Raw genomic sequence first — 26,491 nt, 5'->3', positions numbered from 1 at the left:
CGCTTCCTTCATCCAACTCGCTGGTGTCTTCTGCGGCTTGACGCCCCGTCCGACGTTCCAAACTCTAACCGATCCCCGCTCCGAAAAGCGAATCCGGCCGCAATTCCCGAAAATGCACACGCCAAATAAACCCCGTGCCGGGGAGACTTAGGCATTTCCAGAGGATTGGCCGCTCCGGGACCGTCCGCGCCGATGCGTGTCCGGTGCTCCCTGCCGAGCGACTAGAGAACACTACCCCTCCCCCGGAGTGGGGGCAAGTCGTCGCCGGTCACAGCTCGCCCTGGCCTGGGCGGGTGGAGGGCGGCGGTCCAGGGGTCGCGGCTCTGCGGTCGCACCAGAGCACGAGCAGGACGCCACCGACGCCCACGAAAAGTGCGGCGGCGGCGCCGGCCACCGGGAGCAATGGGCTCGGGACCTCCGTGGAATCGGCCGACGTCGAGACCTGGCCGGCCCTCGGTGTGTCCGGGACCGGTTCCGGCAGCGCGCCGCAACCGCTGATCCCCGTCATCACCAGCCCCGCGACCCCTGCCGCGCACTTGGTCCGCATTCGTGTGCGTTCCACGGTCCCCCACTCTCGTCACCGACGGCCACCCTCGCCCCGCCCGACCAAGCCTTCCCAGCACAGTGGGAGAACCGGACCCTCCGCACCCGGATTGCCCGATATTCACTTGTGCGTGTGACCCGCACCCCTCACACAATCCCCACCCAGTTCGAGCCTTGCGCACAAAGTCTCCTCGCGTTCGGAGAACTTCGGTGTGCATCTGCAAACGGCCCCACGTCCAGGACGGTGTTGTCGGCTGTTCCTCCGTGTCTCCGTCCAGGGCACGAGCAGATCCAAGGTGATGTAGTTTCGAGAGCCTCTTTCGCGGAGCACAGGAGGACCAGTGCCGGACAGGCTACGGATCGTGCTGATGTTTTACGGCCCGGAAGGATTCGCCGATCTGCACGTGCCGTCCGTATGACCTGGACGGCGACCTGGTCTTCGAACAGGTCCGCTCACTGTCCCGTGAGCTGCTCTCGGAGGCGCTGGAACTGGCAGCGAGCGGGCACACCGGAACCGCCCAAGACTCGGAGGACGCCGGCTACGAGGGTGTGACGGGCCCGGAGGACGCCGTCATCGACTGGTCGGCGAGCCGCATGGACATCCACAACCTGGTCCGCGCCTTCCGGTTCGGGCTGTTTCCCGTTCCCGGGTCCCTCGCTGTCGTGGACGGCCATTGGGCGGCCGTCCTCCGGTCCCGCAGCGAGCCCGGTGAAGGAGTCCGCAGGGAGTGCGCGGACGGGCCGCTGTGGATCACGGAATGGGTCCCCGTTCCGGGACGGGGGGCCTGGCTACCCGCCAGTTGACTCATTCGCCCGCCTGCCCTCTTTCGAGCTGGAGCCTGCTGAGAAGGCACAGAGCGTTTCCCTCGGACCACCGATCGGCCCTGTCGCGGAACGTCTCCAGGCCTGATCGGATCAGTTGCTCCGCTTCGGCCGGTGCGCCGAGAGCCAGGTGGGCCTCGGCCAGATTGACCGCCGCCCGAGGCTCCCAGTGGGCATCGCCGAGCGACCGGAACAGCTCACGAGCGATCGTGAAGGCGTCACGAGCCTCCGCCAGTCGGCGTTGGCGCAAGGAAAGCAGGCCGAGCCCGTTGAGGGTCAACGCCTCACCAGCGGGATCGTCGAGCTCGCGACGGATCTCCAGCGCGGCCTGGTACTCCTCGGCGGCCTGGTCGAGCCGGCCGGACTGGGTGTACGCCATGCCCAGGCTCTCGTACAGCTCCGCCTGCGCGTGCCGGTCCCCACAGCGCCGTGCGGCCTCCAGTCCCAGGCGGGAGGTGGCGAACCAGTCCTGGAAGGGATTGCGCACCATGTAGAAGGCACGAAGGACGACCGCGAGCTGCCAGGCGGCCTCGTCCAGGCCCATGGCAGCCGCCGTCCGGGTGGCGGCCGCGAGATTGTCCTCGGACCGCATGCGCCCAGTGGAGCGCCAATGAGGTCTTGCCGACCCCGGCGGTGCCGGTGACCACGAGAACCTGAGCGGCAGGCGGTTGCTCCGCGAGCAACCGGTCCATGGCCTTCTGCTCGGCGGCCCGGTTGACGAACCCGCGGACGTCTGTCGGCAGCTGCCGCGGCACGGGTTCACCGGGCCCGCCGGTTTCGGGCGAGGGAGCGGCACGGATGTGGACCGGTCCCTGGATGTCCCGGGCTTGGACGACATTGCCTGCGGATCCGGACATGCTTGAACTGCTGCTTCCCGGCTGGGCCCAGGGTTCTTCCCGCGTCATCGATCAGCGCTCCACCGGTGATCCGACCGCCTCACGCGCCATGAAGGTCCTGATGTCCTCGCCCTGGTCGTACAGGCGGGCGATGAATCCGGCCACTCGATCCCTGGCAGCGGGGTCCAGATGACGGGTCGCACCGCCGAGGAGGCCGCGCACGTCGTACGAGATGTCGTAGACGGTGTCCGGGCCCAGGGTCACGAGCTCCGGCAGCGGACCGGCCTGTTCGTACGGGGCGACGACCTCAGGACCGACGACCCGGATCAGCTCACCGCACTCCGCCCGCACTCGCAGGAACCGCAACTCCCATGCGAGATAGGGGGTGAGCGGGAACTCCACCACGCGCACACGCAGCAGCCGACAGGCGTGTTCGGCAGCCAGACGCGACAGTTGGAGCAGTTCGCCACGCCGGCTTTCGATCAGCTCGAACGCCCGTCCGTGATCGCCTGCGGAATACGCAAGCCAGCTGTCGTCCTCAGGTTCCTGGAAGTCCTGCCTGCGTTCCAGCTTCCACGAATCGTAGCCGTCGAACGCGAAGTCCCGCTGCCGGAAGTCCTTCCGGTACTCGTCGACCAGGAGTCGGTCTCCGGGCACGTCGGCCAGGAGGTCACGCATCCGGCAGGTCCGCCTTCGCGGACAGGAGCGTGGCCCGGGGAATCACGACGAGACGCTCACCCTCACCGACCACCACGTCCTGAGGCAGTCCTGCTCGGTATGCCGCTGTCAGGTCCCGCCCGATGACGGCGAAGTCACCATTCGAGAGCTCCCACACGTCGGGGCAGCCGTCCCGCCCACCCGTGGTGCCCAATTCGGTTGGCGTTCTACCCATGCGCCGACTCAGCGCGGCACCGGGATCAGCTTCCCAGGGCTGGCTCATCACGCCTCCGAGTATCGCGTGAGCAGGTGGCTACACACCGTACAAAGCGGCCGGGCCGATCGTCAATCCTCTTCCGGCTCCCGGGCGCCACGAGGAGGGGATCGGCCCGGCGGTGGGCGGCCGGGGTGGTCAGGTGGGTATGTCCCGGGTGGGGTCGTGGTGGTTGGGCTGGTCGTCGGGGTGGGGTGGGTGGGCGTCGAAGCGGGAGATTCGCAGCGTTGCGATGACACCGAGGAAGACGGTGGCGAAGGCGAGAGCGAGCAGGACCGTGAGGGCGGCGCCGACCAGGAGGCCGGCGCCGGTGAGACTCATCGACCGGCCCCGATGACGCGGTGGCCGAGGCGGGCGGCGAGGCCGTGGAGCAGTTCCTCGGCCTGCTCGCGGGTGAGGGCGAGGGCGAGCTCCTCGCCCGGGCCGACGTGGATGTCGAGGTCGACGGCCGCCCGGAGCTGCACGGCGGTGTCCGGGACGGCATCGGTGGTGAGGTAGGCGACGGTGGTCCGCTCGGCGTACACCGACCCGGTGACGAGGGGGATCACGACTCCCACGGCCGGTCACCCCACTCCCGGAGGACGTGGAGGAGGTTGAGGAGGGTGGCGACGGAGGTGTCTCCGAAGTCGACGAGGAGGTGACCTTCGGTGGTCACGCCGTTGACGCGGGCGAAGTCCCACTGGATGCCCAACGGCGCGCCGCGCTCGTGGAGTTCGGCGAGGAGGGCGGTGACCTCGGGCTCGGTGTAGGTGCGGAGGTACCTGTCGTCGGGGGCGATGGGGCCGCTCACGCGGCGGCGTCCAGCTCGAACCAGGTGACCTTGCCGGTCTTGGTGGCGGTGGCGCCGAAGCGGTGGGTGAGGGCGCGGATGAGGTGGAGGCCGCGCCCGGAGAGGGAGTAGGGGTCGGCGGGGGTGCAGGGCTCGGGCGGCAGGTCCGGGCAGTCGTCGCAGACGGAGACGCGGAGGGTGGTGGGCCTGAGGGAGACCAGGACGGACGGCGCCGGCGAGCCCGCGTGCTGCCAGGCGTTGATGTACAGCTCGTGGAACGCGAGTTCGGCGTCGGCGATGACGTCCGGCGGCCACCCGGCGGAGCTGAGGATCGCGCGGAGTTCGGCGCGGGCGATGGAGCAGTCGGGCGGGTTGAAGGCACGCATGAGGGAACCTCCGAGTGGGGTTGTGCAGTGGGGTTCGTCGTCGATCGGTCGACGGAGACGTCGCCGTGAGCCAGGCCAGGGCGGGGCTGGTGAATTGCCACGTGTGGCTGCTCTGCGGTGCGGGAGGGCAGGAGGCGCCTACTGCCCTTGAAAGCAGGCGTTACTGACGATCCGTCGGATCGGCATGGCACAGACCATAACGCAGAGGCATGTGAAATTTTCCATGGCTGCTTGATATTCCCTCTAACGTGGCATTGAGGGCCCAAAATGGACCGCGCCTCGACCAGCGCGGCAGACTGGGACCACTCCTGTCCTGGAAGGATCCAATGGCTCGCACGAACCCAACCCTCCGTCAGCGAAGGCTCGGTGCAGAGCTACGAAGAATGCGCGAGCAGGCCGGCCTCGGCGGCAGTGAGCTCGGTCGTGCCGTCGGCATGAACCCGGCGCAGGTGACACAGATGGAAGCGGGGAAGATCGGCATCAGCGTGGAGCGCCTGCGCACGGTCGCGTCGGCGTGCATGTGCGCCAACGAGCCCTTGATCGAGGCCCTCGCGAACATCATCACGGAGCGGGAGAGGCCCGGCTGGTGGGAGGAGTACCGGGGAGTCCTCACGACGGACTTCGTCGATGTCGCGGAGTTCGAGAGCCACGCTCGGCGGCTCACCACCTTCACGATGGCCTTCGTTCCCGGCCTGCTCCAGACCGGCCGCTACGCCGCTGCGGTCTTCGCCGAGACCTTCCCGCCACTGCCACGCCACGAAGTCGACCTCAGGACAGCTTTCCGCATGCAACGACAGCGTGTCGTCCGATCCGGTAGGACGCCGTACTCCGCATTCATCCATGAAGCGGCGCTACGCATGAAGTTCAGCGGTCCGGCCGTCCTCGCCGAGCAGCTCGACGCCCTCATCGAGGACTCCGAGCACCCGACCATCTCAGTCCGAGTGATCCCGTTCGACGTCGACGCCATGCCGAGCTCCAACGAGAACTTCACCTACGCGGACGGGCCGATCCCCGAGCTGGACACCGCGCAGATGGACACGGGCCTCGGCATTCGAATCTTCGATGCCCCGTCCCACACGACAAGGTTCCGATCTCTAATCGCTCGATTCGACTCGCGTGCCCTCTCGAAGGAGGACTCCCGGGGCTTCATCGAGTCCATCAAGAAGGAAGTGGACGGCAAGAATGCGTAGCGCTGCCTGGCAGAAGTCCAGCTACTCCGGCGCAAACGACGAGTGCATCGAGGTACGCGCCACGGACGAGGTGATCGAACTCCGCGAGTCCGACGACGGCAACGTCATCGTCCGCACCACCCCTGCCAGGTTCGCCGCGCTCCTCCGTGACACCAAGGCAGGAACGTTCGACCACCACGCCGGCTGACACGACGGTGGCGGGCACGGGAGCGTGGGAGCAGGGCGCGGGCCGGTCCCGTCCACCGCGCACAGGTCCGGTCGGGCGTACCCGTCCGCCGTCGGAGCGATGCCTACCGGGCGCGCTCCGGGAGGCGGGGTTCACTGGTCGCTGACGTCGACGCGCGCGGCTGTGCGGCCGTGCGGCTGTCCGGGTGCGAGGAGGCTGGGCGGATGGATACGGCTGGGCTGGGTCGGGACGAGCTCCGATCGCCGCTGGAAGCGCCGGCGACGGCGTCCGAGCGGATCGGGCTGGAGATCGAGTGCGGCGTGGTCGACCCACGGACCGGGCTCGCCACTCCCTACCCGGGGCGGAACGGTATGCGGGCCGTCCTTGAGGCCGTGCTCGCGGAGTGGGACGGCAAGGTGCTGTTCGACGCGGGGGAACCGGTCGGGGTCGAGCTGGCCGACGGGGGCCTGATCGGGCTCGAACACGGCGGCCAGCTGGAGTACTCGGGCCCGCCGGCGGCCGATCTGGCCACGGCGGTGGACGACGTACGGCTCACTCTCGTCCGGCTGGCGGAGCTCCTCCGGCGTTTCGACCTCGCACTCCTGCCGGGCGCCTACCTGCCGTTCGACCGGATCGAGACCGTCCCCTGGGTACCCCTGAGCCGTGGCCCGATCCTGCGTGGGCACTTCGAGCGCTTCGACGGGGCAGGCAACGGCGGAGTGCGACTCCTGCCGCTGTCGACGTGCACGCAGGTGAACCTCGACTACCTCTCCGAGGACGACTTCACCCGGAAGCTGCGGATGCAGGCGGCCGCGTCGCCGGTGATCGCCGCGCTGCTCGTCAATTCACCGCTGTACGGGGGCCGGCTCGACGGGCTGCTCTCGCACCGCTGCCGGGACTGGCTGCTGACGGACCCGCAGCGCTCCGGTCTGGTACGGCCGGCCCTGCGCGGGGATGTGGGCATCGACGACGTGGTCGACTGGGCGCTGAGCATCCCGATGGTCTACTACCAGGACCGGACGGGCGGGCTCCGGCCCGCGCCGCCCGACCGGCCGTTCGCCTCGCTCCTCCGGGACGGGTTCGCCGACGGCGCCCGGCCGCTGTTCAGCCACTGGACCGCCCATCTGGCGCAGATCTGGACGCATGTCAGGGTCCGCCGCACCCTGGAACTGCGCGCGGCCGACGGCCCCGCGTACCAGAACCTCCAGGTCGTGCCCGCGCTGTGGACGGGGCTCAGCTACCACGCCCCGTCCCGGGACGCGGCCTGGGAGCTGCTGAGGCACTACAGCGCGGGACAGTTGCAGTCGGCGGCGGAGGACTTCCCCACCGAGGGGCTGCGCACGATGCTCGGCGGCGACCGCGTGCACGAACTCGCGGGCGAGCTCGTCCGGCTGGCCCGGGAGGGGCTGCGGGCCCGGGCCGCCGCCGGCCTGGAGCGCCCCGAGACGCCCTCCTACCTCGACCCGTTGGACGAGGTGCTGCACACCGGCAGGACCTTCGCCGAGCAGTGCGCCCACCTCTGGGAAACGGACCTACGGCGTGATCCGCGCCGCTATGTCGCGCACTTCCGCGTCTGACCGCGCGGCCCCGACCACTCGGTCCGACCGTTCGGTGCCGGGGGAAGGCCTCGAACCTTCACGCCCCCTGGGGGACACCCGACCGTGAGGTCGAGCGCGTCTGCCACTTCCGCCACCCCGGCTTGTCGAACTCCGACAGGAACAACGCTAACAGCCGTCCGGCAGCGCGTGAAGAACGCGTCGGAGATCAATGACGGATGTCCGGAAACAATCGCCCCGGAGATCAATTCCCGATCGCAAGATCCCTTTCAATAATTCGGCCGCCGCCCGGCGGCCACCCTTGTCCCGACCGGAATACCGCCGTACCCTCGGGCCAGTTGGCTCCCTTTGCCCGACAGGGGGAAGATCCAGTGCCTGACCAGCGCTCGGTTTTCTTGAGTTATCCACCGGCCTCCAGCATCTGGCACCTGCCCATGGGAATTGCCTACCTCACCGCGATCCTCGAAGAGCGCGGCCACCACGTCGTCCAGCACTACGGCTACGTCGAGGCCGTCGAACACGTCCTGCGGCGGCACGGCGGCGACCCGGTCGACGAGGCCCTGCGCACCATCCGCGATCCCGGCGCCTCGATCCTGCGGCGCCACGACGCCCGCCGGCTGTTCGAGGAGGTCTCGGCGAGCACGGCCTCGGCGTTCGAGGACTTCGGGGTCGAGCGCAACAACGTGAAGTGCGACTCGCGGTACTTCAAGGGCGACGTCGGCGAACTGCGGTGGGTGCTCGACCACCGCGAGGAGCACGTCTTCCACGACTACTTCGCCGGGACGGAGCTGGCCCGCATCCGCGCCGCGGGCGCGGACGTCGTCGGCATCAGCGTCGCCGACGAGCGGCAGCTGGTGAGCGCCTGCGTGCTCGCGAGCCTCGTCCGGGAGCGGCTGCCGCACGTACGGCTGTTCCTCGGCGGGAACTACTGGGCCCGCACCATGGACGCCTACCACGACCCCGCGTTCGCCGCCCTGTTCGACCACTGGGACGCGATCGTCTACGCCGAGGGCTTCCGGCCCGTGGTCGCGCTGGTCGAAGGGGCCGAGCCGGCCACCGTACCGGGCGTGGTGTGGCGCGACGGGGACACCGTGCGCGTCAATCCGCGCACTCCCGCCCCCGTCGACTACGAGTCGCTGCCCACCCCGGTGTTCGACCGTGGCATCCGGCAGTGGAGCCCCGACTTCGTGCCGCCCCTCTACACGATGTCCAACTGCCCCATGCGCTGCGGGTTCTGCTCGATAGCGGCCGGCAGCGACAGCTTCCTGCACAAACCCCGGGTGATGTCCGAACGCCGCGTCGCCGAACACATCGCCGCGCTCGGCGTCGAACGCGTCGATTTCGTCGACGAATACCTCACCATCCCCAGGCAGCTCAGAATCGGACGGGAACTCGCGCGCATCGGGCACCGGGCCACCTGGCAATGCTATCTGACCGCGAGTGATCAATTGCTGAAGCCGGAGACCTGCCGGGCACTGGCCGAAGCCGGATGCAGCGCCGTACAACTCGGCCTGGAATCGCTCGATCCGGACACCCTGCGCCAGGAAGCGAAACCCTGGAACCACCCGGCGAATTACGGGCGCATTCTCCGGAACCTGCACGACGCCGGAATCCAGGTCCATGTCTTCATCATCGTCGGCGTGCCCGGTGAGCCGATCAACCGCTCGCTGCGCTGGCTGCCCTTCCTGGAGGAGCACGGCGAGCACATCCTGACCATCAAGTCCGGCCGCTACCGGCTCACCCGGCGGGCCCCGGACGAGAGCGCCGCCTCGCTCCACCAGCTGTCCGGGCTCCAGGTGACCGGCGAGGACCGGAAGCTGCTCAACCTCAACCGCGACCAGTTCCGCTACACCACGGGCGGGCTCAGCCGTAAGCGTGTCGAAGCCGTGCGCGACCTCCTCGAAGAGGCCTGCCGCCGGCACTGGGCCTACCAGGTCACCTCCGACGTACCGTGGTGGACCAATCGGGGCCGGTTCACCCTGGAGCAGCTGCGCGCCGACGCCGAGGTCCTCCGCACCCACCGCCCCGCCGAACCCTCCATCCCGGCGAGCCACCTCAAGCGTGGGCTGTCCAAGATCGCCAGCGCGCTCCACGACGAGCTCGGCCTGCGCGCCGCGCCCACCACGTTCGAGGACGCCCGCGACATCGCCGCACGGCTGGACGCCGCCGAGGCCGCCGAGGCCGGTGCGGGCAGTACGGACGGTGCGGCCACCGTCCGCTGACCGGTGACCTCGCACATGGGGTTTCGGGTTTCCAGCCGGCGGGGGCGGGTTTCGTCGGTGCCGAGGAGTCCGAGCAGGCATGCTCGGGCTCCTCGGTCGATGAGGACGGTGCGTGGGCTGGTGGTGATGCCGGGGCGGAGCATGACGGACCGGACCTCCCACACCTTCGCACCGGCTCTCCACCCGGCAGCGGTCCGATAGCCGTCCCCTCCGTGGAAGTTCACCTCCACGGAGGCGATCGGCCTGCCCCGGGACCAGCGGCTCAAGTCCTGCTGGAACAGCAGCCCCTTCGGGCCCGGCGCCTCCTGGCCGGTGACGAGCACCAGCCCCATGCGCTGTCGGAGCGGGGCGACATCTGCTCTCAGATTCGCGGAAGCCAGACTCCTGAGCAGGTCGAAACCTCCTAGGACGGCGGCGAGTTCGTACGGCACTCCCGCAGGGTGGCGAGGCCGGGTGACATGACCGCCGGATCCGTCAGCAAGTGGCCGGTTGCTGACAGGACAGGCGACTATCCCCCTTCGTAGTGGCCTGTCACAATCCAATGAGAGCGATGTGACATGTCACATGTGTTCCCGGTGTCCACCGGGAACACCCAACGAAGGAGGAACCCCATGAAGCGCATTGCCGCCGTTCTCGCCGGTACCGCCGCCCTGGCTGCACTGACCGGTGTCCAGACCGCCTCCGCCGGCACGGTGGGCACCACCGTGTGCGGAACCCCGGGTGCGCCGAACTTGGTCACCGTCAGGGCCTGTATCAACACCAACGGAAACCACGTGTACGCGTTCGGCCGCGTCACCACCGACCCGACCTGGCAGGACCAGCAGGTCTCGTTCCAGCTGAGCACCGCCGGCATCACCAGCCCGCCGTTCGCCACCGTCAACCCGACCGTTGTGATCCCGGTCGGCGGAGCCGAGGTCGGCGGCGTCACCGGCACCGTGCCCTGCGGCACCACGGTGACCGCCCAGTTCACCGTGAACCAGCCCGGCTGGTGGCCGTCGACCTCGACCATCTCGACCGTCGTGAACTGCTGACCCGGCCCACCGGAACCGAGGTCGCCCCTCGCTCGGCGGAGCGAGGGGCGGCCTCACCGCTCGCGGCTCGGCCGGGTCAGCCGCGGTCCCGTCGCAGCAGTTCCCGGAGGGCGGGCGGCGTGGATTCGGGGAGGGCGTCCTCCAGCCGGCGGCGGAGCAGCGCGACGTTGCCACCGGCCTCCGGAATCACGCGCACCTGGGTGGCGAGGGCAATCATCAGCTCGCCGATCCGGCCGGCGGGCGGTCCGAGACTCAAGAAGTCGTCGAGCGCACGCTCGGCTTCTTCCCGCTGCAGCATCGCCGAGTAGGCGAGGACGAGGTTTCCGAGATCCGCGATCTCGGCGGGCGCTTCCTCGGACAGCGCGGCCCTGACCAGTTCAACGACCCTTGCCAGGTGTCCGTCCCGTTCCGGATCACCGAGGGCGTGCAGCACGACCGCTTTCTCGTAGTGGAACCAGCAATTGCCCGGGGTGACGTCGAACGCACGGTCGAAATCCGCCGAGGCCTCCTCGTACCGGCCCATCAGGCGGTAGATCAAGCCACGCCCGGCCAGGGACCAACCATTGTCCGGGTCGATGTCGAGCGCACAGGCGACATCGGCCAGGGCCTCTTCGTACTGTCCCAACAGTCGATATACCTGACTACGATATCGGAAGTCGACCGCCCGACCGGGCCTGAGCTCAATGGCACGACCGAACTCGACCAACGCCTCCGTGTAGCCGCCGGTCGACTCGAGGACACTGCCCCGTTCGACAATCATCCATGCACTGTCGGGCTCAAGCTCGATCGCGCGGTCAAAATCGGCCAACGCCTCCGCGTACCGCCCCACAGCGTCGTACGTCTGGCCTCGACTGGCAATCGTCCAGGCGGCTTCCGGGTCGATGTCCACCGCACAGTCGAAGTCGGCCAACGCCTCCGTGTACCGCCCCCGCAGGCGGTACGCCTCACCGCGACCAGCAAATGTCCAGGCCACACCGGGCGCGATCTGAACGGCGCGGTCGAAGTCAGCCAGCGCTTCCTCGAGGCGGCCGGTCGACTCGAGAACATGGCCCCGTTCGACAATCATCCATGCACTGTCGGGCTCAAGCTCGATCGCGCGGTCAAAATCGGCCAACGCCTCCGCGTACCGCCCCACAGCGCCGTACGTCTGGCCTCGACTGGCAATCGTCCAGGCGGCTTCCGGGTCGATGTCCACCACACAGTCGAAGTCGGCCAACGCCTCCGCGTACCGCCCCCACAGGCGGTACGTCTCGCCCCGTCTGGCCAGCACCCAAGCATCGCGAAGGCCGTACTCAATGCTGCGGTCGAAGTCGGCCAACGCCTCCTCGAGGCGGCCGGTCAGGTGGTACGCGAAGCCGCGGCCGCGGTAGGCGGGAGCCGACTCCGGTTCGAGGGCGAGCGCTGCCGTGCAGTCGGCCACTGCCCGGTCGTACTCATCAGTGCCAATGTGCTCCCAACCCCGTAGCCGGTACGCGTAGGCCCGGCCCGCCGGATCCAGAGTGGCGCGGGACAGCAGCAGGGTCATGGCTGCGGCGCCCGGCTGTGGAGCATCCAGGGCAGTCAGCAAGTGCTCCGCCCATTCCCGCACTTCGCGCGCACCGACGTCCCGGCTCGCCCGGGTCAGCATCTGGACCCAGCGACGGAGGGCGGCGGGATCGTGGTCCTGAACGTACAGGAGGTCGTGCAGGGCCCGCGGGAGGGCCGTGTTGGGGTCGGCGCACAGGCGGTGGTAGATCTCCTGCAACCGGAAGGCGCGCCAGCGTTCGTCCTTCCAGCCTCCCGTGCCGTCGTCGAGCCGGACCTGCCACTCCCGGAAGGTGTCCGCGAGACGGGTGTGCTGTTCCTGCCACCGCGAGGGTGACCGCTGGCGTTGCAGGCGCAGCATCGCCGTGCGGACGACCTCGTGGTAGTGGCAGCGGCCGGCGCGGTCGATGACGAACGGCATCGACCGCAGCCAGCCGTACAGTTCCCTGGCCTCCGGGTCGTCAACGGCCGCGCAGAAGACGTCCTCGTCGAGTTCCTGCGGAAGTGCGCAGGCCAGGGCCGCCTCACGGCGGGCCGGTTCGGTCTCCCACTTCAGGAACCGCTCGACGGCCGTGCCGCTCGGGTCGCCGACGTCCGCCGCGTCCACCGGCCGCGCCTCCGCCAGGGTGGACACCAGCAGCGGCAGCCGCCCGGACAGGTGCAGGATCACTTCGATGGTGCGCTCGTCCGTCACGTTCTTCGCCGCGAGGAGCTGACGCGCCTCGGCCTCGGTGAACGGCTCCAGCGGCAGGTCGACGACCAGGTCGTGCCAGTCGCTCCAGTACTTCGGGTCCAGCCGGGCCTGGCCCGCCGTGACCACCAGCACGTTCGCGGGCAGTTCGCCGTATCGCTCGCTGACCAGGACATCGCGCAACCAGTCGTCGAGCAGTGGGCCGGTGCGCTCGTAGGTGTCGAAGAAGAGCACCACCCACGGTCGGCGCGACGCGGCCTCGGCGAGGTCCTGGAGGAAGACGGGTGTGAGCACCTGGAGCGGGGAGAGCACCAACTGCACGTCGTCGTAACTGCGCAGGCGGGCGCTGAGCATCCCCCGCAACTGCTCCGCCCCGGCCGCGACCTGGTTGGGGTCGAGTGCGCCGGTGATTGCGCCGACGCCGGGGATCATGCCCATCCCGACCAGGCCGACCCGGGAGACGATGGCGGTCGACGGTGAGGGACCGGGCGGCCCCTGGCCCACGGCGGCTCCGGCGTCGGCCTCGTGGCGGCGCTGCTGGTAGGTGGCCAGCAGCTTGTCGAACCGCTTCAGGGGTGTGCCCTGCTGGGCGAACTGGGCGCCGATGGCCGTCATCGCCTCGACGACTCCGGTCACGGACTCGTCGACGTAGGCGGTGACGGCCCGGGCCTCGTGCGCGGCGCTCTCCAACTGCCGTACGAGCGTGGACTTCCCCACGCCGCCCGGGCCCCGGATGTGGAAGAGGAACTGGGTCAGCTCCTCCGACGGCCGCTGCAACGCGTCCCGGAAGGACGCCAGCTCCCCGCGTCGCCCGACGAACCCGTTCCGACGCTGGCGCCGGATCAGTTCCTGCCGTGATAACCCCTGCCCCGCCACCCGCCGCCCCTCCGGAGAACACGACCCGCCGGCACCATGTTCCCGCACATGCGGGCTCAGCGGCGGCGGAACTCAGAGGCGGCGGAACATCACGTGCTGTCCGACGTAGCCGTGCTCGGGGTGGTCGAAGACCCCCGGGACGGTGCCGACCACCTCGAAGCCCAGGGACTTCCAGAGGTGCACCGCCGACTCGTTGGTCTCCACGACGGCGTTGAACTGGATGCCCCGGAAGCCCTGCTCGCGGTGCCACTCGACGACGTACTCACCGAGCGCGCGACCGATGCCCCTCCCCTGGAAGGCGGGGTCGACCAGGAAGGAGGCGGTGCCGATGTGCGCGCCGCGGCCGGGCTTGTTGGGGCCCATCTTCGCCGAGCCGACGATCCGCCCGTCGAGCACGGCCACCACGGTGCGGCCCGGGGGCCGCTCCATCCACCAGGGCCTGGCCTCGTCGAGGGTCTGCCGCTCGGGGAAGGCGTACGTCCGGCCCTCGGCCATGATCGCGGCGTAGAAGGGGTAGATGCTCGGCCAGTCCTCGTCGGAGGCGATGCGGATCTCCATTCGGGACAGCGTACGGACGAACCGCCCGTGGCGCGCGGGACTTTCCGCCCCGGGGCGGGCGTGCGCTGTCGGGACAACGGCCGGACGCAGAGCGAGCAGACCGGCCCGTCCGCCCGGATTAGCGTCGCTCCCGTAAGCGCCCCGGGGAGCCGGAACGCGCCTGACGTCACGTCACTCACCTGTGCGGATAAGGAAAACAACCATGGTTGACATCGCTTCGGTCCACGCCGCCCCGAGCCCGGACCTGCTCACCCCCGACAACTCGATGATGCTGTTCGTCGACCACCAGCCGCAGATGTTCTTCGGCACCGGCAGCGGCGACCGCACCGCCATCATCAACGCCACCGTCGGCCTGGCGAAGGCCGCCAAGGTCTTCGACGTGCCGACCGTGCTCTCCACCGTCGCCGCCGAGTCCTTCTCCGGCCCGATCCTCCCGCAGCTGCGCGAGGTCTTCCCGGACCAGGAGGTCATCGACCGCACCACGATGAACGCCTGGGAGGACGAGGCCCTGGTCGAGGCGGTCAAGGCGACCGGCCGCAAGAAGATCATCCTGTCGGGCCTGTGGACCGAGGTCTGCCTGGTCCTGCCGGCCCTCTCCGCGCTGGAGCAGGGCTACGAGGTGTACGTCGTCGCCGACGCCTCCGGTGGCGTCAGCCCGCTGGCCCACGAGCACGCCCTGCAGCGGATGACCGCCGCCGGCGCCGTGCCCGTCACCTGGATCCAGGTGCTGCTGGAGCTCCAGCGCGACTGGGCCCGCGGCGAGACCTACGTCCCGGTCACCGAGCTGGTCAAGGAGCACGGTGGCACCTACGGCCTGGGCCTGGTCTACGCCCAGTCGATGATCAACCCGCACGCCGCGGGCTGACCCTCCCCCGCCACCGCGTGACACGGGCCCCTGCCGCACCAGAAGTGCGGCAGGGGCCCGACCCCCAGCAGCCCCGCACACCCCTCCGGAAGGAAGCACCCACCATGCCGTTCATCACCGTCGGCCAGGAGAACACCGCCCCGATCGAGCTCTACTACGAGGACCACGGCACCGGGCAGCCGGTCGTCCTGATCCACGGCTTCCCGCTGAACGGGGCCTCCTGGGAGCGGCAGAGCGCCGCCCTGCTCGACGCCGGCTACCGGGTCATCACCTACGACCGCCGCGGCTTCGGCCGTTCCTCGCAGCCGACCACCGGCTACGACTACGACACCTTCACCGCCGACCTGAACACCGTCCTGGAGACCCTGGACGTCCGGGACGCCGTCCTGGTCGGCTTCTCGATGGGCACCGGCGAGACCGCCCGCTACGTGGCGAAGTACGGCACCGAGCGGATCGCCAAGGTCGCCTTCCTCGCCTCGCTGGAGCCGTGGCTGCTGAAGAACGACGAGAACCCGGACGGCGCCGCCCCGAAGGAGTTCTTCGACGGCGTCGTCGCCGCCGTGAAGGCCGACCGGTTCGCCTTCTACACCGACTTCTTCAACGACTTCTACAACCTGGACGAGAACCTCGGCACCCGGATCAGCGAGGAGGCCGTCCGCAACAGCTGGAACGTCGCGGCGAGCGGCGGCGCCTTCGCCGCCTCGGCCGCGCCGACCACCTGGTACACCGACTTCCGCGCGGACGTCGCCGGCATCGACATCCCGGCGCTGATCCTGCACGGCACCGGTGACCGCACGCTGCCGATCGACGCCACCGCGCGCCGGTTCCACAAGGCGCTGCCCTCCGCCGACTACGTGGAGATCGAGGGCGCGCCGCACGGCCTGCTCTGGACCCACGCCGAGGAGGTCAACGCCGCGCTGCTGGCGTTCCTGGCGAAGTAGGCGAAGCAGGCGGCGAGGCCGAACCGTCCGCGCCCGGCTCCCGTGCACCACGGGGGCCGGGCGCGGACGCATGCAGCGCCGGGCACGACGGCCTGCCGAGCCGGGCGCAACGGCGAACGGGGCCCGCCGAGGACGGCGGGCCCCGTGGGCGTGGTTCAGGAGGCGGCGGCCGACCTGGCGGCGTCGTGGATGAACTCCGCGACCGCCGAGGGTCGGGAGACGGCCACGGAGTGCGAGGCGTCGGGCAGTTCCAGGACGGTGGCGCCGGCGCGTCCGGCGGTGAAGCGCTGGAGCGGCGGCGGCAGGGCGCGGTCGGCGCCGGCCACCAGGGCCCACGCGGGCTTGGCCTGCCAGGCCGCCACGGTGGGCGTGTCGGTGAACACCCGCTCGGCGACCGGCCGTTGCAGCGCGGCGAGCACCTGCGCCACCTCGGGGTCGAGGTCGCCGGCGACGTAGGGGCCGAAGCAGTCCCCGGGCACCGACACCTCGGTCTCCCGCTCGGTGCCGTCCGTGCCGTCCGCACCGGCCGTGGTGTTCGCGAACGGGGTGCGCCGCAGCCGGGAGATCAGCGGCGAGGCGGCGAAGCGGCCCGCGAGCGCGTCGTAGCTCTCGCCGACCTCGGGCAGGTAGGCCGCGACGTAGACCAGCGCCACCACGTTCGGCGCGGCGCCGGCCTCGGTGATCACGGCGCCCCCGTAGGAGTGGCCGACGAGCACGACGGGGCCGTCGATCCCGGCGACCACGGAGGCCAGGTACGCGGCGTCGTGGGCCAGTCCGCGCAGCGGGTTGGCCGCGGCGAGCACGGTCAGGCCGCGCCGGTGGAGTTCGGCGACGACGCCGACCCAGGTGGTGGGGTCGGAACAGCCGTCGTGGACGAGCACGACGGTGGTTCTGGTGGTGGGCATGCCGGTGTCGGCCTTTCTCATGGCAGCGGGCCGACGGGGCGCCGCGCGTCAATCGGCGGGCCCCGTCGGCCGGCGGGCTGGTGGGGGAAGGGGATCAGGAGGCCCGCTGCCGGGCGTCGGCGTGCGCGGCGTAGCTCTGCCACTCGCGCGGCGAGACCCCGTAGGCCTCGCGGAACGCACGGCTGAAGTGGGAGTGGCTGACGAATCCCCAGCGGTGGGCGACGGCGGCGACGCTGCTCTGCCGGCGGGTGGGCCGTTCCAGGTCCCGGCGGCAGGCGTCCAGCCGCCGGCCGCGCACCCACTGGCCGACGGTGGTGCCGTCCTGCTGGAACAGCTTGTGCAGGTAGCGCACCGAGATGTGCTGGGAGCGGGCGATCGACTCGGGCGAGAGCTCCGGGTCGGCGAGGTTCTCCTCGATGTGCTCGCGGATCCGCGCCAGGATCCCGGCCGCGGCGGTCGGGTGTTCGGGGTCGACCCGTTCCAGCAGTTCGGCCACCAGGACGGCGACGATGTCGGAGACGCTGCGCGCGAGGTGGTTGCCGTGCCGGGCCCGGTGGACCGGGGGCTGGGCGGCGAGGGTGCGCAGGAACTGGGAGGCGAGCGAGCCGATGCCCTCGTCCCCGCGGGCCAGCAGGCCTCCGGTGCGCCGTACGTCACCGTGCCGGACGCCGAGGTAGAAGCAGGGGACGCGGAAGCGGACCATCCGGCACCCGGCGTCGGCGAGCAGACCCGCCGGGTGCGGGGTGGTGCCGATCAGCAGGTCGCCGGGTTCCAGGACGGTGCTGGCGCCGTCGCGGCGCACGGAGGCCGCGCCCTGCAGGTGCAGGGCGACGTACAGGCAGTCCTCGGGGTCGGTGCCGGGCGGCGGCGGGAGGACGTCGATGCAGCCTGCGCCGCCGTCGGGAGCGGTCAGGGCAGCCTGGTGGGGCTGGTGGGGCCCGGTTTCGGGCATGGGCGAGGGACCCGACTGGATCACGGGAGGCTCCGACCGGTTCGTATCGTTCAGAAGAGGACGTTCAGAAGAGGACGTTCAGAAGAGGACGCTCGGAAGAGCGGAGGGGTGTGCCGCGTCAGGGGAGGAACGCGTCACGACGGGGAGTGGCAGCTCGTGGTGACGATTCTTGCCGCCCGCCCGCCCCGCGGACCACCGCCCGACGTAGGGATTGCCCGACGAAGCTTCATCACTCTGTAGCAACCGGGCGTCCTCGATCTGTCGAAACCGGCCGCCACCGAGGGCGTCACCACAGGTCAGGACGGTTGATCGGCCGGAGCGCGGACCAGGTCCCACAGGCGCAGCCCCAGGTGCAGGACGAGCCGGTGCGCGCCGTCGTCGAGGTCCAGGCCGGTCATCTCCTGGATCTGCCGCAGGCGGTAGTAGAGGGAGGTGCGGTGGACCTCCAGGATCTCCGCCGTCCTCGGCACCGAGCCGGCGTTCTCCAGGAAGCAGCGCAGGGTCTCCTCCAGGCGGGCGTTGCCGCCGCCGTCCAGCAGCCGGCGCAGCGGCTCGGGGACGAGGGAGTCGTCGAGCGCTTCGTCGGGCAGCTGGAGGAGCACGGCGTACTCCCCGAGCCGCTCCCAGTCCCCGATGCCGCCGAGCCGGGGCATCCGGCGGGCGGCGCGCAGCGCCACCCGGGCCTGGTCGTGGGAGATCCAGGCGTCCGCGAGCTCGGCCCGGCGTCCGCCCACGCCCACCAGGGTGGTCGCGCCCCGGTCCAGGAAGGTCCCCAGGGAGCGGACGACGCCGCGGGCCTGCAGCTCCAGCTCCTCCTCGGCCGGCTCGCGGTCGAAGACCTGGACCAGGACCGCCCGGTCCTGGTCGACCGCCGACAGGCCGTGGGCCGTGCGGGTCTGACGGAACGGCTCCAGGGCGCCGCGCAGCGCCGTCCCGACCCGGCCGGAGGGCCCGCGCAGGCCTGCGACGGCCACGACGGTCACCACCACGTGCGGGCCGGCGGGCAGCAGGCCGTCGTCCAGCAGGCGCCGGCGTGCGGCGCTGCGCTGCGCGGAGTCCGCCCCGACCAGCCGGTTCACCAGGTCGCGGGTCTGCTCCTGGTCCGTGTCGGCGGCCAGGCGCTCGGCGTACATCTCGGCGGCCACGGCGCGGGCGGTCCGGGCGATGGCCCCGGTCTCGGCCGCGGTGAGGTCGCCGTCCTTCGCCACGACCATGAGGATGCCCAGCATGTAACCGCGTTCGAGGATCGGTACGCAGTAGCGCGGTTTGAGGCCGAGGTCGTCGCGACCCTCCAGGTAGCCGGGTCGGGTCCACCCCGTCACGCCCTGGGACACCACGTGGCGGATGGCCTCGTCGTCCGCGATGCCCTGCAGGAGGGTGCGCACGCGTACCGGGTCCTCGTCACCGAAGTGACGGCTGGCGCACATCAGGCGCACCAGCGGGTCGTCGAGGACGACGGACCGTCCGAGTTCCTCGGCCAGGCCGTCCACCAGCGACTGCAGCGCCTCGCCACCGGGTAGCGCGCGCTGGATCCACCTCTTCATCATCGGTAACCTCCGGCCGCCTTCATACAAGAGGCGAATCCGACGGCTCAAACCTTCGACAAATCGAGAAGACGCCCGCTCAGCGCCCTGCTGAGCTGCGATTACCGGACGGTACGTCCGCGTCCCACCCGGTACGGCGGGCCGGACGGTGCGCGGATCGTCATGCCGCGGTGCACCACCGGCACATCCCGCTCCCCCGCCCTCTCCTAACCTGGGAGTGAATCCGCCTCCCCCCTGTTCCCCGGCAGCTCCGGCAGCTCCCAGGGCCCGAGGCGAGAGCATCGTGCCGCCGGTGACGCCGGCGGACGGCCCCTCTTCGCCCCGCACCGATCGGTGCCGCGTCCGGCCCCGACCACGTCCCAGGAGAACCCATGTCCGCGCCCCACCCGCTCCCCAGCCCCCGGCCCCGCCCGGAGGCCGCGAGCACCGACATCGTGCTCGACGCGCGGATCGTGCTCGGCGAGGCGCAGTCCCTCGACATCCCCGTGCGCTTCGCCTACCGCGGCGACGACCCGTTCGCCGTCGCCCTGGAGTTCCTCGGCGCCGCCGCCGAGGCGGGCACCTGGCAGTTCTCCCGCGACCTCCTCTGGGAGGGGCTGCAGCGGCCCGCCGGCCACGGCGACGTGCGGATCTGGCCGCCCTGCACCTGCCACGGCCGCGCCTCGCTGCGGATCATGCTCCAGGGGCAGGACGGCTCGGTGCTCCTCGACCTGCCGTCCCGGCAGCTGCGGCGCTGGCTGCGGCGGGAGAGCTTCGCGCTGGTCCCCCGGGGCACCGAGGGCACCCTGATCGACTGGGCGACCGAGCTGGACGGTCTGACGGACTGAAGGGCTGAAGGACCGACGGACCGACGGACCGACAAGATCACCGGCCGGACAACAGGCCCGGCAGCAGGGCCTACGGAGACCCCGATCACCACGACGCACGGCGCGCGCCGCCCGCCTACGGGTACCGCGGGGCCGGGCCCTCCGAGCCGGCCGGGTACTCCTCCAGCGGCACCACGTCCCGCTCCCACGCGGACAGCACCGGTGCGAGGACCCGCCAGGCCTCCTCGGCCTCGTCGCCGCGGATGGACAGCGCCGGGTCGCCGGTCAGCACGTCGAGCAGCAGCCGGCCGTAGGCGGGCAGCTCGGCGGGGTCCATCTCCGCGGTCAGCGACAGCGGGGCCAGCTCGTGCGCCCGGACGCCGATGCCGGTCAGGTCCACGGACAGCCCCTCCGGTTCCAGCTCGAAGCGCAGCACATTCGGCCGGGCCTCGCCGCCGTGGCCGAAGGGCAGGTGGGGCACCGGGCGGAAGCGCACCGCCACCTCCTTGCGGTCCGCCCCGAGGGCCTTGCCGCTGCGCAGCCGGAACCTCGTGCCGGCCCAGCGCCAGCTGTTCAGCTCCAGTTCCACCTCGGCGAAGGTCTCGGTCCGGCGCCCGGGGTCGACGCCCTCCTCCTCGGTGTACGCGGGGACGGAGCGCTCGCCGATCCTGCCCGGCAGGTAACGGGCGCGGCGGGTGCGGTGCAGCACGTCGTTCTCGGTCAGCGGCCGGACGGAGCGCAGCACGTCCACCTTGCGGTCGCGCAGGTCGCGCTCGCCGAGGGTGATCGGCGGTTCCATGGCCACCAGGCAGAGCAGTTGCAGCAGGTGGTTCTGGATCATGTCCTTGAGCGCGCCGACGTGGTCGTAGTACCCGGCCCGGCCCTCCAGCGCGAGCGTCTCGTCCCAGACGATGTCGACCTCGGCGATGTGGGTGCTGTTCCAGATCGGCTCCAGCATCCGGTTGGCCAGCCGGCTGCCGAGGACGTTCTGGACGGTCGTCATGGCGAGGAAGTGGTCCACCCGGAACACCGCCCGCTCCGGCACCAGGCCGGCGATCAGCCGGTTCAGCTCCTCGGCGCCGGCGAGGTCCTCGCCGAACGGCTTCTCCAGCACGATCCGGCTGCCGGCCGGCAGCCCGGCCCGGTGCAGGGCGGAGACCGCGGCCGGGAACAGCGCCGGGGGCAACGCGAGGTAGACGGCGACGGGCCCCTCCCCGGCGACCGCCGCGGCGACGTCCTCGGGGCTGGTGACGTCGGCCCGCAGGTAGCGGGCCGAGGCGGTGACGGCCGCCCTGGCCTCGGCCGGGGAGTCCTCGCCGTGGCGGTCGAGCTGCTCGGCGGCCCACTCCCGGTACCGCTCGGTGGACCAGTCCTCCCGGCTCGCGCCGGTCAGCACCAGCCGGTCGCCGAGGTGGCCGCCGGCCCGCAGGGCGGCCAGCGCCGGCAGCAGGTAGCGGGCGGTGAGGTCCCCGGTCGCGCCGAAGACGGCGAGCCGCTCGATCATCGCCGTACCCCCGCCCTCGCCCGGGCCAGGTTCACGCCGCTGGCGGCGATCCCGATGTGGCTGAACGCCTGGGGGAAGTTGCCCATGAACTCTCCTGTGGACGGGTCGATCTGTTCCGACATCAGCCCCAGCGGGCTCGCCCGGGAACACAGCGAGGTGTACAGCTCCTCGGCCTCCTCGGTGCGGCCCTGGCCGATGAGGTTGTCGACCAGCCAGAAGCTGCAGAGCACGAAGGCGCCCTCGTCGCCGGCCAGGCCGTCCGGGGACTCCTCGTGCAGGTAGCGGTGGAGCAGCCCGCCGCCGGCGGACAGCCGCTCGGCGACGGCGGCGGCGGTCGCCACCATCCGCGGGTGGTCGATCGGCACCACGTGCCGCAGCGGGAGCGCGAGCAGGCTGGCGTCCAGGACGCCGCCACCGTCCAGGTGGGCGCTGAGGGTCCTGGCCTCCTCGTCCCAGGACTGCTCCAGGATGAGCCGGCTCAGGTGATCGGCCGAGGCGCGCCAGCGCCCGGTGCTGATCGGCAGGCCGAGCCGCTCGCCGATCTGCGCGGCCCGGTCCAGGGCCACCTGGCACAGTCCGGCCGAGTAGGTGAACACCCGGCCCTCGCTGCGCACCTCCCAGATGCCCTGGTCGGGCTCGCGCCAGGCCTGTTCGGCGGCGTCGGCGAGGCCGGCCAGGCCGGCCCACAGGGCGGGCTGGATCTCGCCGCCGGCCCGCAGCCACTGGTCGGCGCAGTCCAGGATCTCGCCGTAGACGTCGTGCTGGCGCTGGTCGGCCGCGCCGTTGCCCCAGCGCACCGGGGCGGAGCGCTGGTAGCCCTCCAGCTCGCCGTCCTCGACCTCCGCCGGCACGGGGCCGCCGCGCAGGTCGTACATGATGCGGGGCCGGCCGCTGTCCTCGAAGGCGTCGAGCACCCAGCCGAGGAAGGCGTCGGCCTCGCCGCGGAAGCCGATCCGGCGCAGCGCGAAGACGGCGAACGCGGCGTCGCGGATCCAGCTGTAACGGTAGTCCCAGTTGCGGATCCCGCCGATCGGCGCGGGCAGCGAGGAGGTGGGCGCCGCGACCAGCGAGCCGTTGGCCCAGTCGTCGCAGAGCTTCAGGGTGACGGCGGCGCGCCTGACCAGGGCCTGCTGGGGGCCGTCGTAGTCGAAGTGGCGCATCCAGTGGCGCCAGGCGTCGGCGGTGCCCTTCAGCATGGCGTCGGTGTCGACCCGGTGGTGGCGGTGGAAGCGGCCCCAGGACAGCACCAGGTCGAGCCGCTCGCCCTGGCGCAGGTCGTGGGTGCTGTGCAGGCCGGGCAGCGGCCGGTTGGAGCGCAGGTGGAGCCGCAGGCCCGGCCGCCGGACGGGGCGCAGCTCCAGTCCGCTGAACAGCGCCCTGGTCCGCGCGCCGCCACGGGGCTCCAGTTCCGCACGCAGCCGGACGCGCCCGTCCAGCACCACGGCGGAGCGCACCAGTTCGGAGCGGTCGGCGGGGGCGTCGTCGGCGAGGTCGGCGCCGGAGCGCAGCGCCAGCGCGTCGGTGACGCGCACCAGGCCGGTGCGGGAGCGCAGTTCGGTGACCAGGACGCCGGTGTCCGGTTCGTAGCGCTGGCGCGCCTCGACCAGGTCCTCCGGCGCCAGGGTGAAGTGCCCGCCCCGGGCGTGGTCCAGCAGGCCGCAGAACAACGGCTCGGCGTCGAACCGGGGCAGGCAGAGCCACGGGATGGAGCCGTCCCGGCCGACCAGGGCGGCGGTGGTGCCGTCCCCGATGAGGCCGAGGTCCTCCAGCGGCAGGTAGCCGTGCCGCCGCAGGACCGGCCGGAAAGGTGGATCGGGGTCGTGCATGCCGCCTCGCTTCCGCAGCGCCGGGAGAGTTCGTCCGCTCCCCCGCAGGTCGCACCGCCGGGCCGGTGGTGCGGTCGGACCTCGCCCCCTCCCCCGCCGGACGGGGCCGGCCGGCCCCGTCCGGGCTGCTCCTCCCACCGTCGCCGCAACCGTCCCGGAGCGCGACCCGGCCGCCGCGGCGGCGGGGCGTTCCGGTGAAATCCACGGGCCGCCCGGGACGGCCCTTCCGCCGCCTCCCGGCGTGGCGGGGCCGGCTGCTAGCGTCGGAGCGCTCGCGGCAGACGGCGGAGCAGGGACGACGGAGGGTGCTGTGGAGGACAGGGGCGCGGAGCCGGTCTACATCGGGTCGTTCACCTCGGCGGGCGGACCCGGGATCGTCGTGGCGGCGGTGGACCCGCACACCGGGGCGCTGACCGCGACCGGCGCCGTCGACGCCGTCCCGGACCCGTCCTACCTCGCCGTCGGGCACACGGAGGGCGGCCCGGTGCTCTACGCCGTCTCGGAGACGGCGCCGGGAGCGGTCGCCGCCTACGACCTCTCCGGTCCGCTCCCCCGCCCGCTCGGCGCACCCGTACCGGTGCACGGGGACGGGCCCACCCACCTCGCCCTCGCCCAGGGCCACCTGCTGACCGCCAACTACGACTCCGGCAGCGTCACCGCGCTGCCGCTCGCCGCCGACGGCGCTCCGCAGGCCCCGAGCACCGTGCTGCGCAACGAGGGCGCCGGGCCGCACCCCGAGCGCCAGCGCGGCCCGCACGCCCACCAGGTGCTCCCCGACCCGTCCGGCCACTGGGTGCTGAGCGTCGACCTCGGCACCGACGCGGTGCGGATCTGCGCCCTGGACCCGGCGACCGGTGAGCTGACCCTGCACGGGCAGACCGTCCTGCCGCCCGGCACCGGCCCGCGCCACCTCGCCTTCCACCCCTCCGGACGCCACGCGTACGTGCTCGGCGAGCTGCGCCCCGCCGTGACCGTGTGCCGCTGGGACGCGGCCACCGGGGTGCTCGAACCGGTCGGCGAGGCCCCGCTGTTCCCCGCCGCCCCCGAGGTCCCGGTGCTGCCCTCGGCCCCGGTGGTCTCCCGCGACGGCCGCTACCTGTGGGTGGCGGTGCGCGGCAGCGACACCATCTCCGTGCTGGCGCTCGACGCGGACGGCGAGGGGGCGCGGCCGGTGGCGTCGGTGCCGTGCGGCGGCGCGTGGCCGCGCGACCTGGTCCTCGACCCCGCGGGCCGCCGCCTCTACGCGGCGAACGAGCGCTCGGGGGACGTCACCTGGTTCGACGTCGACGCCGCGACGGGCCTGCCCCGCCGCGCGGGCTCGCTGGCCGTGCCCGCGGCGTCCACCGTCGTGTTCGGCCGAGGCTGACCGCTGCCGGGCGGCGGCTGACGGCTCCGCCCACGGGAGGCCGTCAGCCGCCGTCGCGGTACACCAGGACCGGGCAGGTGGCGTGCCGGGTGCAGTGCTGGGCCACCGAGCCCAGCAGCATCCCCGAGAAGCCGCCGAGCCCCCGGCTGCCCACCACCAGCAGGGACGCGCCCCGGGACGCCTCGATCAGCGCGCCGGCCGGGGAGCCGTAGCGCGCCACGATCCGCACCTCCGCCGGCGGCTGCGGGCCGACCGCGGCCGCCACGGCCGTCGCGGCCTCCCGGCGCGCCTTGCCCTCCAGTTCCGCCTCGTCGGTGCTCCCCGGCGGGAACCAGCCGCGCGCGCCGTGGAACGTCGGGTACTCCCAGGCGATCACCGCCTCCACCACGCCTCCGGTCAGCTCCGCCTGCCGCACCGCCCAGCGCAGCGCATGCTTCGACGGCTCCGACCCGTCCACCCCGACCACGATGCGGCCGGTCTCCTCACGCTGCTCCGCCATGCCTCCTCCTCGGCTCGACGCCCTCCCCCACCCTCGCGCCGACCCCCCGCCCCGCGCAGTCCGGCAGGGCCGGACGGGGGTCGCCGCGAACGGCGGGTGGCCCCGGGAACGTCTCCGTTCCCGGGGCCACCCGTCATTCGGTTACGGGCTCGGTCAGCCCATCCAGTCGAGCACCGGCAGCATGACGCCGAACGCCTCCGCCGCGTCGCGGTCCAGGCCGTACGACGGCACGGTCAGGCTGCTGTCCGGCTGCCAGGCACCGCTCAGGCCCTCCGGCCGCCAGCCCTCGTCGAAGTAGCCGTGACCGTGACCGTGGCCGTGGTCGTCGTCATGGCCGTGGTCCTCCTCGGGGCACGGCGGCAGGCACCGGGCGAGCGCGGACGACTGCCCGCTGCTGACCGGCCTGCCGTCCGGACCGAAGCCCGACGCACTCACCGTGTTGGTGAAGTCCTCGGTGATCAGGCTGGAGCAGTAGAACATCACGGTCTGGCCCGGAGCCAGGTTGAACGTCCCGGCCGCCGTCTCGCAGGAGACTTCCTGCGGGTCACTCAGCGTGATGCCGGTGATGTCCGTCGGGCCGGTGTTGGTCACCGTGATCCGCCAGTGCGCCACGCACTGGTCCGGGAGGCAGGGGTCCTCGGAGGCATCGCCCTTGTGCAGGGTCGCCTCCTTGCCCCACGGCCCGGAACCACCCTGGCCGCAGTCGCGGTCCTTCTCGGGGAGGCAGACCTCCTTGTTGATGGTCATCGACGGGGTACCCGGCGTCGTCACGTCGACGGTCGCGTCGGACGGCGGCGTGGTGATCGGGCCGTTCGGGCCGGGGAAGGTGGCCGTCACGGTGTTGACGGTGTGCTGGGTGACGTTCGCCAGGCTGCAGAACACCTGACGCGACCCACCGACAGCCAGGTCGAACGACCCGGCAGCCGTCACGCACGACGGCGAGACACTGTCCGTCAGCGTGATCCCCGTTACCGGGACCGTGCCCGTGTTCGTCACCGTGATCCGCCAGTACGCCGTGTTGCCGGACGGAACCGTGGTGCTCTTCGCCCACGGACCCGGGCCACCCTCGGCGCAGTCAGCGGCGTTGGTCGAGGTGCAGACCTCCTTGTTGATGCTCACCGACGGAACAACCGGCGGCGTCACGTCGACGGTCGCCTCGGACGGCGGCGTCGTGATCGTCTC

Annotated in this window: 26 protein-coding genes and 1 tRNA gene; 10 read left to right on the top strand and 17 right to left on the bottom strand. The window is 71.7% G+C overall.

The window, feature by feature from the left end:
• Nucleotides 1-1,348: 1,348 nt before the first annotated feature.
• The 7 genes from ACFVVU_RS38135 to ACFVVU_RS38105 all read right to left on the bottom strand — a co-directional run bounded on the left by ACFVVU_RS38135 (nucleotide 1,349) and on the right by ACFVVU_RS38105 (nucleotide 4,287).
• Nucleotides 1,349-1,957 carry a tetratricopeptide repeat protein gene (locus ACFVVU_RS38135; protein WP_387794388.1) on the bottom strand — a complete coding sequence of 203 codons (609 nt, stop codon included), beginning with the start codon at nucleotides 1,955-1,957 and terminating at the stop codon, nucleotides 1,349-1,351.
• Between the two features lie 316 nt (nucleotides 1,958-2,273).
• Nucleotides 2,274-2,879, bottom strand: a complete 606-nt coding sequence (locus tag ACFVVU_RS38130; RefSeq protein WP_380687282.1) for a DUF6879 family protein — start codon at nucleotides 2,877-2,879, stop codon at nucleotides 2,274-2,276.
• Nucleotides 2,872-3,141, bottom strand: a complete 270-nt coding sequence (locus tag ACFVVU_RS38125) for a hypothetical protein (RefSeq protein WP_387794391.1) — start codon at nucleotides 3,139-3,141, stop codon at nucleotides 2,872-2,874. Before ACFVVU_RS38125 ends, ACFVVU_RS38130 begins: the two co-directional genes overlap by 8 nt.
• 129 nt (nucleotides 3,142-3,270) lie before the next feature.
• Complete coding sequence (locus ACFVVU_RS38120) at nucleotides 3,271-3,453, bottom strand: hypothetical protein (RefSeq protein WP_380687284.1); 183 nt, start codon at nucleotides 3,451-3,453, stop codon at nucleotides 3,271-3,273.
• Nucleotides 3,450-3,689, bottom strand: a complete 240-nt coding sequence (locus tag ACFVVU_RS38115; RefSeq protein WP_387794386.1) for a hypothetical protein — start codon at nucleotides 3,687-3,689, stop codon at nucleotides 3,450-3,452. The genes ACFVVU_RS38120 and ACFVVU_RS38115 overlap by 4 nt, the downstream gene beginning before the upstream one ends.
• On the bottom strand, nucleotides 3,677-3,922 hold the full coding sequence (locus tag ACFVVU_RS38110) for a hypothetical protein (protein WP_387794384.1): 246 nt from the start codon (nucleotides 3,920-3,922) through the stop codon (nucleotides 3,677-3,679). The genes ACFVVU_RS38115 and ACFVVU_RS38110 overlap by 13 nt, the downstream gene beginning before the upstream one ends.
• Nucleotides 3,919-4,287 carry an ATP-binding protein gene (locus tag ACFVVU_RS38105; RefSeq protein WP_380687289.1) on the bottom strand — a complete coding sequence of 123 codons (369 nt, stop codon included), beginning with the start codon at nucleotides 4,285-4,287 and terminating at the stop codon, nucleotides 3,919-3,921. The genes ACFVVU_RS38110 and ACFVVU_RS38105 overlap by 4 nt, the downstream gene beginning before the upstream one ends.
• Before the next feature lie 326 nt (nucleotides 4,288-4,613).
• Here ACFVVU_RS38105 and ACFVVU_RS38100 point away from each other — a divergent pair, with 326 nt between their 5' ends.
• From ACFVVU_RS38100 to ACFVVU_RS38090, 3 genes are all read left to right on the top strand, one after another.
• Complete coding sequence (locus ACFVVU_RS38100; protein ID WP_387794382.1) at nucleotides 4,614-5,477, top strand: helix-turn-helix domain-containing protein; 864 nt, start codon at nucleotides 4,614-4,616, stop codon at nucleotides 5,475-5,477.
• Nucleotides 5,470-5,664: a DUF397 domain-containing protein gene (locus ACFVVU_RS38095; RefSeq protein ID WP_387794380.1), complete on the top strand. Its 195-nt coding sequence runs from the start codon at nucleotides 5,470-5,472 to the stop codon at nucleotides 5,662-5,664. The genes ACFVVU_RS38100 and ACFVVU_RS38095 overlap by 8 nt, the downstream gene beginning before the upstream one ends.
• Nucleotides 5,665-5,867: 203 nt before the next feature.
• Nucleotides 5,868-7,220: a glutamate-cysteine ligase family protein gene (locus tag ACFVVU_RS38090; protein ID WP_387794379.1), complete on the top strand. Its 1,353-nt coding sequence runs from the start codon at nucleotides 5,868-5,870 to the stop codon at nucleotides 7,218-7,220.
• Between the two features lie 35 nt (nucleotides 7,221-7,255).
• On the opposite strand, the gene ACFVVU_RS38085 is transcribed toward ACFVVU_RS38090, so the two are convergent.
• Nucleotides 7,256-7,342: transfer RNA gene (locus tag ACFVVU_RS38085), tRNA-OTHER, on the bottom strand.
• 291 nt (nucleotides 7,343-7,633) lie between these two features.
• On the opposite strand from ACFVVU_RS38085, the gene ACFVVU_RS38080 reads away from it, so the two are divergent.
• Together ACFVVU_RS38080 and ACFVVU_RS38075 are read left to right on the top strand one after the other, a co-directional pair.
• The gene (locus ACFVVU_RS38080) at nucleotides 7,634-9,421 is read left to right on the top strand and encodes a B12-binding domain-containing radical SAM protein (RefSeq protein WP_387794377.1); all 1,788 of its coding nucleotides are present in this window, start codon (nucleotides 7,634-7,636) and stop codon (nucleotides 9,419-9,421) included.
• A 611-nt stretch (nucleotides 9,422-10,032) separates the two neighbouring features.
• Entirely contained in the window at nucleotides 10,033-10,452 is a 420-nt protein-coding gene (locus ACFVVU_RS38075; protein WP_355364389.1) for a hypothetical protein, read from the top strand.
• A gap of 76 nt (nucleotides 10,453-10,528) precedes the next feature.
• On the opposite strand, the gene ACFVVU_RS38070 is transcribed toward ACFVVU_RS38075, so the two are convergent.
• Together ACFVVU_RS38070 and ACFVVU_RS38065 are read right to left on the bottom strand one after the other, a co-directional pair.
• Nucleotides 10,529-13,543, bottom strand: coding sequence for a tetratricopeptide repeat protein (locus ACFVVU_RS38070; RefSeq protein ID WP_387794376.1), 3,015 nt, complete (start codon nucleotides 13,541-13,543; stop codon nucleotides 10,529-10,531).
• A gap of 72 nt (nucleotides 13,544-13,615) precedes the next feature.
• Nucleotides 13,616-14,101: a GNAT family N-acetyltransferase gene (locus tag ACFVVU_RS38065; protein WP_387794374.1), complete on the bottom strand. Its 486-nt coding sequence runs from the start codon at nucleotides 14,099-14,101 to the stop codon at nucleotides 13,616-13,618.
• Nucleotides 14,102-14,303: 202 nt separating this feature from the next.
• Here ACFVVU_RS38065 and ACFVVU_RS38060 point away from each other — a divergent pair, with 202 nt between their 5' ends.
• Both ACFVVU_RS38060 and ACFVVU_RS38055 read left to right on the top strand, forming a co-directional pair.
• Nucleotides 14,304-14,966 (top strand): hydrolase, encoded by a 663-nt coding sequence (locus ACFVVU_RS38060; RefSeq protein WP_380688875.1) that lies wholly within the window; start codon nucleotides 14,304-14,306, stop codon nucleotides 14,964-14,966.
• A 104-nt stretch (nucleotides 14,967-15,070) separates the two neighbouring features.
• Entirely contained in the window at nucleotides 15,071-15,907 is an 837-nt protein-coding gene (locus ACFVVU_RS38055) for an alpha/beta fold hydrolase (RefSeq protein WP_380715626.1), read from the top strand.
• A gap of 155 nt (nucleotides 15,908-16,062) precedes the next feature.
• On the opposite strand, the gene ACFVVU_RS38050 is transcribed toward ACFVVU_RS38055, so the two are convergent.
• The 3 genes from ACFVVU_RS38050 to ACFVVU_RS38040 form a co-directional block, all read right to left on the bottom strand.
• Nucleotides 16,063-16,812, bottom strand: a complete 750-nt coding sequence (locus tag ACFVVU_RS38050) for an alpha/beta fold hydrolase (RefSeq protein WP_380687068.1) — start codon at nucleotides 16,810-16,812, stop codon at nucleotides 16,063-16,065.
• 94 nt (nucleotides 16,813-16,906) lie between these two features.
• Nucleotides 16,907-17,764 (bottom strand): helix-turn-helix domain-containing protein, encoded by an 858-nt coding sequence (locus ACFVVU_RS38045; RefSeq protein ID WP_387794372.1) that lies wholly within the window; start codon nucleotides 17,762-17,764, stop codon nucleotides 16,907-16,909.
• A gap of 296 nt (nucleotides 17,765-18,060) precedes the next feature.
• Entirely contained in the window at nucleotides 18,061-19,311 is a 1,251-nt protein-coding gene (locus tag ACFVVU_RS38040; protein WP_387794370.1) for a PucR family transcriptional regulator, read from the bottom strand.
• 368 nt (nucleotides 19,312-19,679) lie between these two features.
• Here ACFVVU_RS38040 and ACFVVU_RS38035 point away from each other — a divergent pair, with 368 nt between their 5' ends.
• Nucleotides 19,680-20,135 (top strand): SsgA family sporulation/cell division regulator, encoded by a 456-nt coding sequence (locus tag ACFVVU_RS38035; RefSeq protein ID WP_380687062.1) that lies wholly within the window; start codon nucleotides 19,680-19,682, stop codon nucleotides 20,133-20,135.
• 115 nt (nucleotides 20,136-20,250) lie between these two features.
• On the opposite strand, the gene ACFVVU_RS38030 is transcribed toward ACFVVU_RS38035, so the two are convergent.
• Both ACFVVU_RS38030 and ACFVVU_RS38025 read right to left on the bottom strand, forming a co-directional pair.
• Nucleotides 20,251-21,618: a glucose-6-phosphate dehydrogenase gene (locus tag ACFVVU_RS38030; RefSeq protein ID WP_387794368.1), complete on the bottom strand. Its 1,368-nt coding sequence runs from the start codon at nucleotides 21,616-21,618 to the stop codon at nucleotides 20,251-20,253.
• Nucleotides 21,615-23,444, bottom strand: a complete 1,830-nt coding sequence (locus tag ACFVVU_RS38025) for a glycoside hydrolase family 15 protein (RefSeq protein WP_387794366.1) — start codon at nucleotides 23,442-23,444, stop codon at nucleotides 21,615-21,617. Before ACFVVU_RS38025 ends, ACFVVU_RS38030 begins: the two co-directional genes overlap by 4 nt.
• Before the next feature lie 310 nt (nucleotides 23,445-23,754).
• Between ACFVVU_RS38025 and ACFVVU_RS38020 the strand changes: the two genes are divergently transcribed.
• Complete coding sequence (locus tag ACFVVU_RS38020; protein WP_387794365.1) at nucleotides 23,755-24,810, top strand: lactonase family protein; 1,056 nt, start codon at nucleotides 23,755-23,757, stop codon at nucleotides 24,808-24,810.
• 43 nt (nucleotides 24,811-24,853) lie between these two features.
• Here the strand turns inward: ACFVVU_RS38020 and ACFVVU_RS38015 are convergent, their stop codons facing one another.
• Both ACFVVU_RS38015 and ACFVVU_RS38010 read right to left on the bottom strand, forming a co-directional pair.
• Nucleotides 24,854-25,309 (bottom strand): universal stress protein, encoded by a 456-nt coding sequence (locus ACFVVU_RS38015; RefSeq protein WP_380715627.1) that lies wholly within the window; start codon nucleotides 25,307-25,309, stop codon nucleotides 24,854-24,856.
• A 153-nt stretch (nucleotides 25,310-25,462) separates the two neighbouring features.
• Complete coding sequence (locus tag ACFVVU_RS38010; protein WP_387794390.1) at nucleotides 25,463-26,305, bottom strand: hypothetical protein; 843 nt, start codon at nucleotides 26,303-26,305, stop codon at nucleotides 25,463-25,465.
• Here ACFVVU_RS38010 and ACFVVU_RS38005 point away from each other — a divergent pair.
• Nucleotides 26,295-26,491 (top strand): hypothetical protein (locus tag ACFVVU_RS38005; RefSeq protein WP_387794392.1); only part of this gene is annotated, 197 nt, incomplete at its 3' end. The two genes, ACFVVU_RS38010 and ACFVVU_RS38005, sit on opposite strands and share 11 nt — an antisense overlap.

This window comes from Kitasatospora sp. NPDC057965, assembly GCF_042887135.1.
Classification (GTDB): Bacteria; Actinomycetota; Actinomycetes; order Streptomycetales; family Streptomycetaceae; genus Kitasatospora.
Note: the sequence above shows the minus strand (reverse complement) of the source record. Positions and strands in the feature narration are given on the sequence as shown.